Raw genomic sequence first — 15,798 nt, 5'->3', positions numbered from 1 at the left:
CTTTTTTCGTGGTTTACCCCTTCAATTTTGCCGGTTAGCCCCCTTTTTATTAATTGATTTTACATCCATTTTAGCAGCATCAGCCAATAGCCAGAAGTATTAATGGAGCTTAACCGCATCCGTAATGCAATTTTGACAAGCCTGCCAATTATGTAATCAATAACACTTTATATTTTTTTAATGAGATCATTTATTCTTTTTTTAATTGGGGCCATTTTGTTAGCGGGCGGCCTGGTCAAAGCCCAACCTAAACATCAATTCACATTAGGAGATAAGGACTTTCTGTTAGATGGTAAGCCTTTCCAGATGATCTCGGGCGAATTACACTATCCCCGCATACCACGGGAGGCCTGGCGCGACAGAATGAAAATGGCAAAGGCAATGGGGCTTAACACCATAGGTACGTATGTTTTTTGGAACTTGCACGAACCGCAAAAGGGACAATTTGACTTCTCTGGCAACAATGATATTGTTGAATTTATTAAAATAGCCCAGGAGGAAGGTTTGTGGGTAATTTTACGCCCAAGCCCTTATGTATGTGCCGAATGGGAATTTGGCGGTTATCCGTATTGGCTGGAAAATGAAGAGGGACTGGTTGTAAGAAGCAAGAATCCACAATATTTAAACGAATACGAAAGCTATATTAAAGAATTAGGAAAGCGTTTGTCCCCCTACCAGGTAAATCATGGCGGTAACATCCTGATGGTACAAATTGAAAATGAGTATGGCTCATACGGCTCTGACAAGGATTACCTGGCTATTAACCAAAAAATGTTTAAAGACGCGGGATTTGACGGTTTGTTATACACCTGCGATCCGGCCGCTGATCTGGTGAAAGGACATTTACCAGGATTGCTGCCGGCAGTGAACGGCTTAGACAATCCGGCTAAGGTAAAAGAGCTCATCAATCAAAACCACGATGGTAAAGGCCCTTATTATATTGCCGAATGGTATCCGGCATGGTTCGACTGGTGGGGTACAAAACACCATACGGTTCCGGCCGATCAGTATACCGGCCGGTTAGACTCTGTACTTGCGGCCGGCATTTCGATAAATATGTACATGTTTCATGGCGGCACTACAAGGGGATTTATGAATGGCGCTAATTATAATGACCAGGCCCCGTTTGAGCCACAAATAAGCAGTTACGATTATGATGCACCACTTGACGAAGCCGGAAACGCGACACCCAAATTTTGGGCTTTTAGAAACGTAATTCAAAAACATTTACCCGCCGGCATTAATTTGCCTGCTGTTCCCCGGGTTAAGCCCACCATCATAATACCTCAAATTGAGCTTAATAATGTGGCAGGCCTTGACGACCTAAAACTTGAAAGCAAGAACAGTCAAAGTCCGTTAACCTTTGAGGATATGAAACTTGATTATGGTTTTATGTTATACCGCACTATCATTACGGGAGGGAAATCCGGATTAATAAAGGTTAAAGACCTTAGAGATTTCGCCGTAGTGATGATCAATGGAAAAACGGTGGGAACCCTCGATCGTCGTACCGGATTGGATAGTATTAATGTGAGTTTACCTAATGGGAATGTGACGCTGGATATTTTGGTCGAAAACCAGGGTCGCATCAATTTTGGTAAATACTTGTTACAGAATAAAAAGGGAATTGTTGGCAAGGTGTTTTTTCAGGATAATGAAGTAACGGGCTGGCAAAACTTTCCTTTGCCATTAAAAACTGTTGGTACTTACAAACCTAAACCTGGTTTGTTGAGTTTAAACACACCTGTTATGAAAAAGGGGACTTTTTCATTATCTTCATTGGGAGATACATATCTCGATATGACCGATTGGGGTAAGGGCATGGTGTGGATTAACGGACATAACTTAGGCAGGTACTGGCGAACCGGCCCTCAACAAACTTTGTATGTGCCACGCGAATGGTTGCATACCGGCAAAAATGAGGTATTAGTTTTTGAACTGCTAAAACCCGAAAACCAAAAACTGTCGGCAGTGAACAAACCGGTCTTAGATCGCTTACAATAAGCCAGTTAAAAGGTTGATTTTTATAAATGTGGCGTGCCGTATCGTGTTACAATTATCGGGCATAAGCCTGTATTGTATACGCTGTTAACAACCTTGAACGTTCCCAAAATCTTCGGAACGTTCAAGGTTGTGATCAAGTATGCCGGATTTACAGTAACCAATTCTGTTGATGTTGCTTTGCCTCCCTGAAATTTTGCTTTCCTTGTAAAAAATACGACCCTTGTATCTTGTATGAAAAAAGCAGCAGCTACCCGGTTAAACATTCTACAAAAAGCTTTTGAACTGATCTATGTTAGCGGCTTGCCACCTGGATTAAAGATTACCGATAATCATCAAGATTATAGAATATTTAAAACTTGTCCGCAAGTGTTTCAATGCCGTTGTTAATTGATTTTCTACCGTCCGTTTTGAAATACCTAATTTTTCGGATATTTCTGTAATTGATAAATTATCCCTGCGGCTCATATGATATATTTCGCGACACCTTTTAGGTAAGGCTTTTAGCAACGCGTCAACAGTTTCATTGACATCCTTTTCGACGAGCGCCACTTCGCCCTGATTGCCCGCATAATGATGTATTTCGTTTTCGACGTAATTGTAATCTTCAACGTATTGTACAATCAGTCCGGCAAGTGCCTGCTTTTTGCGTATTCCGTGATAACTGGCAGCAGTAGTTACATAATTTTTAAATGAATTGACCTTAAGTTGGCGCCGTTTATCCCAAATATTCAAAAAAATATCGTGGGCTATTTCCAGGGCAGTCTCTTCATCTTTAACATACCTGTTGGCAACACTATAAACTTTAAACCAGTGACGTTCAAATAATTGATTAAACGCCTTCTCGTTGTCAAGTATGATAGCCTCAAATAACTCTGAGTCTGTTACATTATTGCTTGGCATATAATTGGGTTCGATAAAGCTATGAATTATAAATTATTTCAAACAAAATTTATTAATTCTGTAACTTTTTTACCACATAAACAGGGGTTTAAGGGATTAAATCACGGTAATTCCCTTGGCATCAACATGCCGCCACACCCGGTTACTCTACTGGGAATAAAATAATTTCTTTTTTTATGTGTGTTACAATACGTCCAATGTATCTATATAATATATAAGCCCAATTATACCCTTTTATTCAATTACATTATTTATGACCGACGATCAATATCTGTTCTTATGCGAAAAGTATTTGCAAGGAATAGCTACGCCTGAAGAAGAAATTTTGATCGAAGAATATCAGAATTCCCAGGGGTTGAATAACAACCTATTGGGAGACGTAGGGGTAAATGATAAAGAACGCTTAAAAGCTATACTATACAACCGGTTACAAGCCAGCCTTCAACAGCAGGCAGCACCTGTTGTTAAAATGCGTAGCTGGCCGTACGCTGCTGCTGCCGCCATACTTGTATTTATATCCGTTGGAATTTACCTGGTTGGCAAAAAAACCAGTAGCCCTGCTCCTACGCTAAGTCAGCATGCCAAGCCTGTAAAAAACGATATCCAGCCAGGATCGGAAAAGGCAATATTAACTTTAGCAAACGGAAACACAATAACCCTCGATGATGCTCCAAATGGCGTAGTAAGTAAACAAGGAAATTCCGCCATTTCAAAGTCGGCAAACGGCCTTGTTATCAATGGCGGCAATGATGCCGGTAACCAGCTGGCTTTTAACACCATTACAATACCTCGTGGCGGCAAATACCATATTACGCTGTCAGATGGCACCAACGTTTGGTTAAACTCCTCATCGGCATTAACATTCCCGGCTACTTTTACCGGAACCGGCAGAACAGTTCGCGTAACAGGTGAAGCCTATTTCGAGGTTGCCAAAAACGATAAAATGCCGTTTAAAATAGACGTAAATGGCAAACAAGTTGTTGAAGTTATAGGAACGCATTTTAATATCAGCGCCTATACCGACGAAAATAACATTACCACCACCTTGCTGGAAGGCTCGGTTAAAGTAACTTACAAAGACAAATTCACTTACATTGTCCCCGGTCAAATGGCGGTCAATAATTTCGGCCAGCGTATCATGGTGAAGCAGGCTAATCTGGAGGAAGTAATGGCATGGAAAAATGACAGCTTTATTTTTAACAATGAAAACATAACTTCCATTATGCGAAAAATATCGCGATGGTATGATGTGGATGTTGCTTATAAAGGCGACATGACCAGCATTAATTTCGACGGCAGCTATTCCCGCTCCAAAGGGTTGGCGAGCTTGCTGAAAAACATTGAATTAGTAAATAAGGTCCGTTTTGTTACCGAAGAAAGGAGGGTCACGGTTATAGCAAAATAGCTACTATCCCCAAAAAGTCAAAAACCGGGAGTGTTGAAGCCACCCCCGGCGTTAATTAGCCTTGTTAGGTTAATTAGGACAAAACAATAATTAAATCGATTAACCAATTATTTAATCCTAAACAAATGTATAAAATTTTTACTGCACAATTGTGCGGGAAGATGCATCGTCGTATCCCTAAATTTCTCTTGATCATGAAACTTACCGTCATTATTATGATGCTTGCCTTTTTACAGGTAAGTGCTGTCAGCCTGGCTCAGCATGTAAGTATAAATGTTAAAAAGGCATCTGTAAGAGAGGTGCTTAACCAGTTAACTAAACAAACCGGCTATGATTTTATTTGCGATGCAGATGTGATCAATTCCACAAAGCCGGTTACCATCAAAGCAACCAACGCAGAATTAAAAAGAGTGCTGGAAGATTGCTTCAGCGGTGAAACCGTAGAAATTGTAACCGGCGATAGTAAAACCATCATCATCCGAAAGAAACTGTTACCGGTTATACCAGCCGCCGCTGTGATCACCATTACCGGTAGAGTAACCGATAGCAAAGGCCAAACGCTACCAGGTGTTACTGTCGCAGTTAAAGGTACCCAACAGGGGGTTGTAACCAATGGTGATGGCGCATATACTTTAAAAGTGCCAGACGATAAAAGCGTACTGGTTTTCTCCTTTATTGGCATGGTATCCCAGGAGATTGTGGTTGGCAATAAAACTGTAATAGATGTTGTCCTTGCCGACGCTCCTAAGACGTTGAGTGATGTAGTGGTTATAGGTTATGGTACACAATCGCGTGCAACGGTAACAGCCGCCATTGCCAGGGTAGACGGTAAAAACATCGGCAATCAGCCTGTAAGCACGCCCGGGGAAGCCCTGGCCGGCTTAGCGGCAGGCGTTCAGGTACAATCAGATCAGGGTTCAAAACCCGGAGCTGCACCAACTATCCGCATACGGGGTGTGAGCTCATTAAGTTCATCTAACGATCCGCTTTACGTGGTTGATGGTTACCCGCTGGAAACCGCATCCAACTTTAACCTGATCAATCCCGGCGATATCGAATCGATAGAGATATTAAAAGATGCTGCCTCGGCGGCTATCTACGGATCGCGTGCGGCAAATGGTGTAGTATTGGTCACTACCAAAAGGGGAAAAGCGGGGAAAACCGTATTTTCTGTAAGTGCCTACACCGGCGTTCAACAAGTAAACAGGTTCATAGATGTTTTAAATAAAGATCAATATGTGGATCAGGTTAAAAATATCAGCCGCATCAGAAACCTGGCTTACCCAAGCAGTTTGGACGGCGATATTTCCGGGTTGCCTGATGTTGACTGGCAAAAGGCCATTTTCAGAACGGCACCTTTAAGAAATTTTGAGCTGAATGCTTCCGGCGGCAGCGAAAAAGTTAGGTTTAGTGCATCGGCCGGTATTTACAAACAGCAGGGCGTGTTGATTGGTACCGACTATACCCGTTATAATACCCGGTTAAATCTCGATGCCGACCTGGTAAAAAATCTAAAATTCGGCTTTTCCGTTTCTCCATCGTATGCAGAGCAGTTTAAACAACCTTCATCAGGGCAGGCAAGCGGTGCGGGAGCCAACCCTGCCGATTTTTTAATTGGTGTGCCGGGATTAGTTGCTAATTTGAATTTACCAAGCCCGCTTAACCAGGCTTTAACATTTCAGCCAATAGTACCGGTATATAAAGCAAATGGCGATTTTCAACAACCGTATGACCGTGACCTGGGTTTCAACCTGTCGCCTACAGCAGTCTTCTCTGCCAGTAATTTCTATAACCCGGTGGGCATTTTAGCACAGTCCATCAACCGTTCAAGAGCTTTCCGTACGCTTAGTAACATGTTCCTGGAATACACACCATTCCGCGACCTTAAATTAAAGACCTATATAGGCGCAACCCTGGAAAATGAACAGATTCATGCTTATGTACCCGGAACAATGGCCTACAGTTCGGCACCAACAGCTTCGCGATCCAATCCACAATTGGCGGGCATATACGCATCCGATAATGCCCGCACCAGCTTTGACTGGGTTTGGGAAAACACGGCAACCTACGATAAGCAAATAGGCAAACATCATTTTAATTTGCTGGGCCTGTTTTCTGCACAGAAATATAACTCACAGATCAACTATACCGCAGGCTTACCAGGCACTTTTATCACCACGGCAGTGGAAAGCCCGCTGGCTTCGCCAAACACGGTTGGTACCGAGTTATTTGATGCCAATACCTTTGTATCTTACGCGGGCCGTATCACTTATGATTACAGTAAAAAGTACCTGTTCACAGCTGCCGTACGTCAGGACGGTTCATCCCGCTTCGGGCCAAATAACCGCTACGCGGTATTCCCTTCATTCTCGGCAGGCTGGCGCGTAGGCGAAGAGCCTTTCCTGAAACCTTTTTTGGAGAAATTAAGAATAAACGAACTGAAGTTAAGAGGTGGTTATGGCCGCACGGGTAACGCCAATATCGGCAGCTTTACTTATGTTAATGCCATCGCACTCAACAGGAACTATGCATCGGGAAATAACCGGATATTTGGCTCGCAGCAATCAGGTTTCGCCAACCCGGACCTGACATGGGAGAAGAATGATCAGACCAGTGTTGGTATCGACCTTAGCTTATTAAACAGTGCTATCACTATAACGGCCGATTACTTCAGGCGCAACTCAAATGGCATGTTGCTAAACAAGGCATTGCCTCTTGATGTAGGTTATGCATCAACTTACCAGGCCAACCTGGGCAAGCTGAGCAACAATGGTTTAGAATTTAACATTAACACCGGCTTCACCATAGGTAATGTACGCTGGAATACAAACGCAAATTTATCAACCTACAAAACGAAGGTTTTAAACCTCGGCGGTCCGTCGGCATTACCGGCAGTGGCAGCAATGAATGGATGGAACAATGTTTACCAGGTTCAGGTAGGCAAACCTTTGGGGCTAATGTACGGTTACGTGGTTAAGGGTGTTTTCAAAAACGCAGATGATCTGGCCAACAATCCAAAAGCAGTATCAGGCAACGTGGTGGGCGACTGGATGATCAAAGATCAAAACGCTGATGGGAAAATTGATGCCAGTGACAGGACCGTATTGGGACATGGCCTGCCGGATTTCACCTACGGTTTAACCAATACCTTTCAATACAAAAATTTTGACCTAAGTATCTTAGTGCAGGGCGTACAGGGCGTTAATGTCATCAATGGCAATAACAGGCAAACTATCACCGGTAACAATAACCAGAACTCCCGCAGCATTTACTACCAGAATTATTTTGACCCGGCTTCGCCAAACAGGGATGTTAAATTTCCCATACCGGCATCCGGCGGTTTTGTTAACCCCGGTAATGCATTGGTCGACTTCGATGTGGAAAATGGTTCCTATTTAAGGGTGCGTAATATTACCTTGGGTTATCGCCTGCCGGACAATTTACTGCGCAAACTGTTTGTAAAAACCGCCCGTTTTTACGTTACTGCTCAAAATCCGTTCCTTATTACCAAATACTCCGGGTACAATCCCGAAGCAAATATTATGGGCGGCGACCCGACAACACCAGGTGTTGACCAGGGAACTTACCCTACAGCCCGCACAATTATCATGGGTGTAAATTTTGGATTTTAATTGCTTTAACCTGAAAATCATGAAAATTAAAAAACTAATCATAAGCAGCCTATCCGTAATTACACTGATGGTTGTATTACCTGCCTGTAAAAAGTCCTTTATTGATCTTACTCCGCAGGGCATTGTTCCCGTAAGCACCTACTATAGAACCGAGATAGATATTAAAACAGCCCTTAACGGCGTATACAGCAGTTTAAGGCCAATTTATAACGAGCAATATGGATTTGGCGAGGTTCCATCTGATAACACCGAAACGTATGGGGAGAGCGAAGTATCTTACGGCGAACAGGATAAATTGACCTGGGCTGCCACATCAACCAATCTTCAAAACGCTTATAGCCGGTTCTATGCAACCATTGCCTATGCAAATATCGTTTTAGGCCATGTGAATACCCCGGTGATGCCCCAGGCAAACCGTGACAGCTATACGGGTCAGGCAAAGTTTCTAAGAGCGTTAATGTATTTTAACCTGGTACGTATGTTTGGCGGTGTGCCCCTGGTATTAACGGAAATAACCTCTGAAGAACAAGCTTATACTTACAACAGGGCAACCCCGGCTGCAGTTTATGCACAGATCGAAAAAGACCTGACAGAAGCAGCAGCTGTATTACCGGCATCTTATACCGGTACCGACATCGGGCGGGCAACCAGCATTGCTGCCAACGCCTTGTTGGGTAAAGTTTACATGTTCGAGAACAAGTTTACGCAGGCAGAATCGATCCTGGCAACGGTTTCCGCCACTTCAGGGACGCTGATACCGTACGACCAGGTATTTGGCCTGGGAAAAGATAACAATAAAGACATCATCTTCTCCGTACAATATCTTGGCGGCGGATTTGGTGAAGGGAATACCTTTGCCCGTGGTTTTGTGCCACAGCCATCGGGTACAACAATTACCACATCGGTTACAGGCAATAGCAACAACATCGGCACTGCCGATCTTTACAAAGCCTTCGAACCAGGAGACAGTCGATTGAACACATCGATAGGTATATTCACTTCGGGAACCTTTGTATATTATTATGCCAAAAAGTTTATTTATTCAAGTGTTATAGGGGTAAGTGAGGGCGATAACGACTGGCCGGTTCTGCGTTATGGTGATATTATTTTGCTTTACGCGGAGGCGCTTAACGAAAACGGTAAAACAACTGATGCATTAACACAGCTTAACCTGGTGCGGAACAGGGCAAACCTGGGTTCAAAATCCGGTCTTTCTCAAGCAGATGCCCGCACGGCAATCCGAAACGAACGACGCGTAGAACTTTGTTTTGAGGCCGAAAGGTGGTTCGACCTGATCCGGTGGAATACCTATGTGCAGGTAATGACTGCCTTCAAGGCAAACAACAGGTCTGCTAATGGTACCATTGGGAACGTAACCGCAACTTTGAATTTATTCCCTATTCCACTCAGGGAAATTCAGTTGAATCCTAAATTGACGCAAAACCCCGGATATTAAGTATATATAGCCTGCCATAGCTATTATGGCAGGCTATATCTCATTAGGTTAATTTTTTATAAAGTCGTCCGGATAGAACTAGTGTCATTTATTGGGTAGAAACCATGTTGTATTATTAATCACTCCGAATTTCTTTACTGTTTCAGGCGGTTGTCACACTTTTTAATAAAGGTGTCTAATGATAAAACGAAAACATGGAAAACGAATTTAAAGGTAAAACCGCCTTGGTACTTGGAGGATCAAGCGGAATTGGTAAAGCTACAACGGCATTGTTATTACAAAATGGAGCTGCAGTAGTTATTGTTGGCAAAAATCAGGTTAATATAGATCAAACAATTAACGAATTGTCTGGCAGTGGAAATATTAAAGGTTACAAAGTTGACTTGACAGATCGTCCGCAAACTGCTGATTTTATAAATCAGTTCGGCAATACTATAAGCCGGGTTGACTATCTGGTTAATGCTTCTGGTATTTTTAGCCCAAAGCCATTCTTGGATCATACTTCTATTGACTATGATTCCTATCTTGATTTAAACAGAGGATTGTTTTTTATAACACAGGCCGTAGCCAAACTAATGGCTAATAATAAAAACGGCTCCATAGTTAATATCGGTTCAATGTGGGCAAAGCAATCTGTTAGGGCCACACCTTCATCTGCTTATTCAATGCAGAAAGCGGGGCTGCATTCTTTAACCCAGCATTTGGCAATGGAACTTGCACAATATAATATCAGGGTTAACGCAGTGTCTCCCGCAGTCGTTGAAACACCGGTGTATGATAAGGTTTTTGGAGGGCAGAAGGCTGCAGTTGAAGCCTTAAAAGGTTTTAATGGATTTCAGCCGATCGGCCGGAACGGAAAACCGGAGGATATAGCTAATACAATTGTGTACCTGCTTTCGGAAAAAGCCTCGTGGGTAACCGGTGTCATTTGGGATGTCGACGGCGGCGTTATGGCAGGAAGGAATTAATTTTTAAATTTAGATGCGCTGAACATGTCTTGTTCCAATAGAAATACGATGAATCCTTTTTTAGTCGCTTATGATACCAATGAGGAAATGCGTTTTATAAAAGAGGCGCAGGAAGGTTCAAAATCTGCTTTGGAAAGCTTGATTAAGCTGCATCAGCGATTTGTTTATAATGTCGCGCTGAGATTAGTACGAAATGCTGAAGATGCTGCTGATCTAACCCAGGAAGGTTTGATAAAAATGGTAACCAAATTAAGCCAATTCCAGGGCAAAAGCAGTTTCAGAACATGGTTGTACCGTATAGTTTTCAACCATTTCATCCAAAACCAGGGCAATAAGAGGAGGCTGGAAACGGCCTCCTTTGAAGAGCTCGGTGATTTTCTCGAAAATGCGCATGCATCTGAAGAAATGAGTGTTGAAGAGCAGGTCATTTATAGCGATTTGATTGATGATACGAGGAATAAATGCATGAGTGGCATGTTGCTTTGTTTAGACAGACAGCAAAGAATTATTTTTATACTGGGAGCTATCTTTAACATGAAATCTACTGTAGCTGCGCCACTGTTGGAAATTTCTCCGGAAAATTTCCGGAAACAATTGTCGAGAGCCCGGGCTGACCTTTTTCAATTCATGGGAAATAAGTGTGGATTGGTGAATCCCACCAATCCTTGCCGTTGTCATAAAAAAACAATGGGGTTTATTAAAGAAGGCAAAGTGGAACCGACTCAGAGAAAATTTATGCCTGAAGCTATAGAAACAATCCGGTCGGTCTCACCTCAAATAAATGATGAACTTGACCAATTGATGGAGGACAACTACATGAGTTTTTTTAAAACACAAAATTATGAAAAACATGAAGTTGCAAATGAGATTGTCCAGTCTTTATTATTTAATAGTGAGATTAAAACTATGTTCAACCTTAACTGAGAAAGCTTTACAGTCCTGATTAGCAAGCGCAAAGGCTCGTTAATGCCGATAGAGTTGTCCGTTCACGCCGCTGGTCAGTTAATACACCCCGACTAAATATATCGGCAAACAGATCTTTATACATTGGAGCTTTGCCAGCTAAAACGCCATTTTATGCAAATCCTCCAAGAAAAAGTTCGAAATTTGCCCAGTCAGGGCCACTTGAACCGTCAAAAGCCTCTAAAGTCGAACTTCTCTATTGAGAATCGATACTTTAGAGGCTTTGTCATTTTCTTATAGTTGAATATCGACTTGATAGAATAAGTCCCGGCAGCCGGGTTTACTGACTGCCGGGTTTAGCGCGATAAGATTCCTGGAAGCCGCCTGCTTTATATCAAGCCTCCTTCCAAAAGCTTGTTGATATCCCCTGACTTATAGCACACAATACTGCCGATATTGGTAAAGCTTCATCAATGGATAAAGCCGCTTAAAATGCCTAATCTCAAAGCAGACTTTAACAACTTAAAAATCAAAGTTACAAACCATTAAAGAGCTCATTAGCCAAATAAACTTTAAAATCCTTAATTCTCCCGGTTTCCATATCCTGCCGGGGCAACATTTTAACACCGCTTATGGTTGTCTTACTTCCCAGGTCAATAACAATCTGGTGCGGGTGTTTGGTGGCATTATCCTTCCATTGGGTATGCCAGATACTGGTATACTGTAGGTCGAAGACGTTTTCCGATTTGCCGTCCTCCCCTTTCAGTTCTTCGCTATCGGCATACACCACTTTCCACAAACCGCGGGGTATTTGTTTTCCGTTCTCATCCAGCAATTCAATCTCGGCCAATGAGGTAAATTGGTCGCCCACAAAGTTGTTTAATGCTTCCAGGGCAATATAACGACCGCTTTTTATGGGGAACGTAAATGTTTGCCATTTAGTAGAATTTTCCATTACTCCCGAATATAAAAGGCTATTCAAATTATTTCCGAAGTGTTGGCCGGCTTTACGGTGGTTGCTACTCACAGCCTTTATTTCTGTAAGACTATCAAGTATCGGCTTATCCAAACCTTGCAGGCGGGCAGCAAGTGGCCGGTGCATATCCAATACAACCACTTCATTTTTTCCCTTGTTTAGCCATACTCCGGGTACGTACATGGTTTGGGTTGGCCCAATGTTCCAGTACCGGCCCAGGCAATGCCCGTTTATCCAGGTAACACCTTTTTTAAACCAGCGCATATCCAAATAAAAATCATCCTTGCTTTTTACATTAAAGTAGCCTTTGTAAAACGCGGGCTCATTCAACTTAGCTACGGCATTAATTGGTTTATATTTAAATGCAGGGTTGCCTTCGCCCAATGGAATGGAATAATGTTTCCAGTCCTTTAACATAACCTTTTGCCCAACTGTTATGCTATAAACCTCGCCCTGCAGGCCCTTACGATCGCATAGGTAATAACCATAGTTAACCCTGCCCATGGCTTCAACAAAAACCCTGAGCCTGGTACGCTTAATTAGTGCAGGAATTTCAACTATATGATCATTTTTAACACGGTTTAATACGCCAACGAGCTTATTGTCAATAAAAACTTCGGCGTAATCATGTACTTCGGTAAAATCCAGTTTACTTTTTGCACCAGCCGGCAGCGTTGTTTCATAAACCATCATGCCGTAACCCTGGTTCAAATCTTCCATAAAAAGTGTGGTATCACTTAATACCGGTTTTCCCAGTTGACTCATTATTGGGGCTACCATGGTAAGATTAAAAGGCTTTATTTTTTGTACCGGTAACGCGTCGGGCACGTCTGTCAATACCTCGCCTGGCTGAAGATACTTTTTAAGTGTATTGCGCAACTCATCATATTTGGCTGTTGCAGAGCCATTTTCGCTTATAGGCGCATCGTAATCATAACTTGATGTTTCTGGGGCGTAAGGCTGACAGTTTGCACCCGCCCATAAGCCGAATGACGTGCCGCCATGTATCATATAGATACTAAAAGAAGCCTTATGATCAAGCATCCAGCCAATTTCTTTGATGAGATGATCATTTGAGCCAGTATGGTGCGGCGCACCCCAGCTGTCAAACCAGCCCGGGTAATACTCGCCGCACATTAGCGGCCCGGTGGGCTGTACCGCGCGCAAGGCCTTAAAGCCGGCTTCGGGATTATTTCCAAAATTCACCACGGCAAAAATATCCTTTTGAACATCGTTTTTTAGCTGAACAGTGCCATCGCATGTAAACAAGGGAACGGTAAAGCCTGCCTCCTTTAAATAATCGCGTATTTTTAAAATATATTCTTTATCTGTGCCGTAGCTGCCATATTCATTTTCAACCTGTACCATTAGTATGGGGCCGCCTTTAGTTATTTGTAAAGGGCTTAACACCCGGCCAACTTCTTTTAAATATTGGCGGCAACGCTGCATGTAGTAAGCGTCCTGGGTACGTAATTGAATGTCCTTCTTTTTTAACAGCCACCAGGGCAGGCCACCAAACTCCCACTCGGCACATGAATATGGGCCGGGGCGCAACAAAACATATAGCCCTTCTTCCTGCGCTATCTTACAAAACTCGGCTGCATCAGCCTGCCCTTCCCAGGTAAATTTTCCAGACTCTGTTTCCTGGAAATTCCAAAACAGGTAAGCGCACACCGTGTTTAAGCCAACGGCTTTCGCCATTTTCAGCCGGTGCCTCCAATACGCTTTGGGTATACGCGCAAAATGCATCTCGCCACAACGGATAACGAATGGCTTGCCGTTTAACATAAATGATTCTGTGCCAATTTTAAAAGGCTCATTAGTTTCCTGCTGACCAAAGGTGGATCGGGAAGTCAATCCGGCTAATAATAAGAGTAACCAAACAATACTTTTCTTCATTAAAAATCAATCTTAAAACTATGTTGTAAATTCACAAGAGGCAATACTTTTTCGGCTACTAATAAAATTAAAGCTTTCATATGCATGAAGCCAAAACATGTCATTCCTTTTTTAGCTGCAGTGTTATTACAAATGGCTGGGTAAATTTTGCTTCTCCTAAATGCAGATAATATTCGTTTCCGTACGTTTTCTCGATTGTGAATTTTTGAAGGCTATCAGTTAAAAGCGAGTTATCTGCAATCCTTGTTTTTTCGGGAAGCTTTAATTTTAATGCTTTTGATATTGGTATATTAAAAACTATCATGTAAAGCTTATCGTCGCCTGGCTTCTGTGTAAAATAGCCCCAGTCCTGCTTTTCCAGTCCGGCGTTATCACAGCCATATATCGCCGCCGAATTGGCTTTCATCCATGCACCAACTTCTTTGGCCAGGTTTTGCTCATAGGTACGGATAGCACCATCGGGCTGAGGGCCAAAATTGAGTACAAAATTGCCACCCATAGCGGTGCAGGTGGCCAGCATTTCTTCTATTTCGTAAGCGGTTTTTGTATGCCCCTGCCATATTTTGTGGTATCCCCATTGGTTTTCCGGAACGGTCATACAGGCTTCCCAGTCAAAATCAAGGCTTTTTACGTTTGAAGGTAAACGGCGCTCAAAACTCCCGTCAAAATCACCAAAATGCCGTCCCTTATAATCATGATCTACATGCCCCTGCGCATCGGTGCGGATGCGGTTATTAAGAATAATACCCGGTTTTAGTGCCCGGCAATATTGCTCCAGCTCATAACCCATTTTGTAGTTTTTTTTGTAGGATGCTTCCCATTGCCCGTCAAACCAAAGGCCTTTAATACCGGGATAAGTAGTTATCAGCTCTTTCAGTTGATTTTTAACGAATGCAAAATACCGTTCAAAAGCCTTTTGATCATCATCCGATTGTATAACCGACCGGTAATCGGGATGATGCCAGTCAAGAATAGAATAATAAAAATAAACATCAATCCCCTCCTTTTGATAGGCCTTTACAAAACGCATCAGTAAATCTTTTTTATAAGGTGTTGATGCTATAGAAAAATCTGTAAAGCTACTGGGCCACAGGCAAAATCCCTCGTGATGTTTAGTTGTAAGGATCACATATTTTACACCCATATTTTTAGCAATACGGGCCCATTCTGTCGGGTTATATTTTTGAGGGTTAAACTGATGGATGAGTTCGGCATATTCTGCGGAGGAAATGCGGGCATCGGCTTTTATCCATTCTGCAGCACCCGGATAATTTTCACCCTTCCACTGCCCGCCCGGCACGGCATATAAACCCCAATGGATAAATTGGCCGAATCTATTATCGCGCCATTTTTGCATCGCGGCGTCGGTACGCTTGCTTAATATCGTAGCGCCCAACAATGAATCGGCAGGGGCAATTGTTTGTGCAAATGAAACCACACTTACAACTGTGCAAATAATAAAGCTGATTATAATTTTCTTCATTTTATAAGATGATTTTTAACGATGAAAGGGGCGCCATTTGGTAAAATATGGCCTTTGAGATACAATGGTAGCAAAATAATAATCGAAAAAAATAGTGAAAACTTACGCAACCGTTTGCGCATGCTGCAACAAACGTTTGCGTAAGTTTTATGCAGCAACAGCGCCGGGCTGC

Annotated in this window: 9 protein-coding genes; 6 read left to right on the top strand and 3 right to left on the bottom strand. The window is 42.7% G+C overall.

All coding sequences use genetic code 11. The annotated features are described in order from the left end of the window. The first annotated feature begins 180 nt into the window (after window positions 1–180). A complete protein-coding gene (locus tag AC1RM2_RS19955; protein WP_492986920.1) occupies window positions 181–2,004 on the top strand; it encodes a glycoside hydrolase family 35 protein in 1,824 nt (607 codons plus the stop codon). A gap of 312 nt (window positions 2,005–2,316) precedes the next feature. Here AC1RM2_RS19955 and AC1RM2_RS19950 read toward each other — a convergent pair whose 3' ends face one another. Continuing rightward, window positions 2,317–2,904 carry an RNA polymerase sigma factor gene (locus tag AC1RM2_RS19950; protein ID WP_492986919.1) on the bottom strand — a complete coding sequence of 196 codons (588 nt, stop codon included), beginning with the start codon at window positions 2,902–2,904 and terminating at the stop codon, window positions 2,317–2,319. A 253-nt stretch (window positions 2,905–3,157) separates the two neighbouring features. On the opposite strand from AC1RM2_RS19950, the gene AC1RM2_RS19945 reads away from it, so the two are divergent. The 5 genes from AC1RM2_RS19945 to AC1RM2_RS19925 all read left to right on the top strand — a co-directional run bounded on the left by AC1RM2_RS19945 (window position 3,158) and on the right by AC1RM2_RS19925 (window position 11,289). Beyond that, a complete protein-coding gene (locus tag AC1RM2_RS19945) occupies window positions 3,158–4,309 on the top strand; it encodes a FecR family protein (RefSeq protein WP_492986918.1) in 1,152 nt (383 codons plus the stop codon). A gap of 125 nt (window positions 4,310–4,434) precedes the next feature. Beyond that, window positions 4,435–7,941 carry a SusC/RagA family TonB-linked outer membrane protein gene (locus tag AC1RM2_RS19940; protein WP_492986917.1) on the top strand — a complete coding sequence of 1,169 codons (3,507 nt, stop codon included), beginning with the start codon at window positions 4,435–4,437 and terminating at the stop codon, window positions 7,939–7,941. A gap of 19 nt (window positions 7,942–7,960) precedes the next feature. Next, window positions 7,961–9,397: a RagB/SusD family nutrient uptake outer membrane protein gene (locus tag AC1RM2_RS19935; RefSeq protein WP_492986916.1), complete on the top strand. Its 1,437-nt coding sequence runs from the start codon at window positions 7,961–7,963 to the stop codon at window positions 9,395–9,397. A 194-nt stretch (window positions 9,398–9,591) separates the two neighbouring features. Beyond that, entirely contained in the window at window positions 9,592–10,365 is a 774-nt protein-coding gene (locus AC1RM2_RS19930) for an SDR family NAD(P)-dependent oxidoreductase (RefSeq protein ID WP_492986915.1), read from the top strand. Window positions 10,366–10,413: 48 nt separating this feature from the next. After that, complete coding sequence (locus AC1RM2_RS19925) at window positions 10,414–11,289, top strand: RNA polymerase sigma factor (protein ID WP_492986914.1); 876 nt, start codon at window positions 10,414–10,416, stop codon at window positions 11,287–11,289. 514 nt (window positions 11,290–11,803) lie between these two features. On the opposite strand, the gene AC1RM2_RS19920 is transcribed toward AC1RM2_RS19925, so the two are convergent. After that, window positions 11,804–14,143, bottom strand: coding sequence for a beta-galactosidase (locus AC1RM2_RS19920; RefSeq protein WP_492986913.1), 2,340 nt, complete (start codon window positions 14,141–14,143; stop codon window positions 11,804–11,806). Window positions 14,144–14,243: 100 nt separating this feature from the next. Then, a complete protein-coding gene (locus tag AC1RM2_RS19915; protein ID WP_492986912.1) occupies window positions 14,244–15,626 on the bottom strand; it encodes an alpha-L-fucosidase in 1,383 nt (460 codons plus the stop codon). Window positions 15,627–15,798 lie beyond the last annotated feature (172 nt).

The organism is Mucilaginibacter sp. GW822-FHT03E02 (assembly GCF_058801545.1).
Note: the sequence above shows the minus strand (reverse complement) of the source record. Positions and strands in the feature narration are given on the sequence as shown.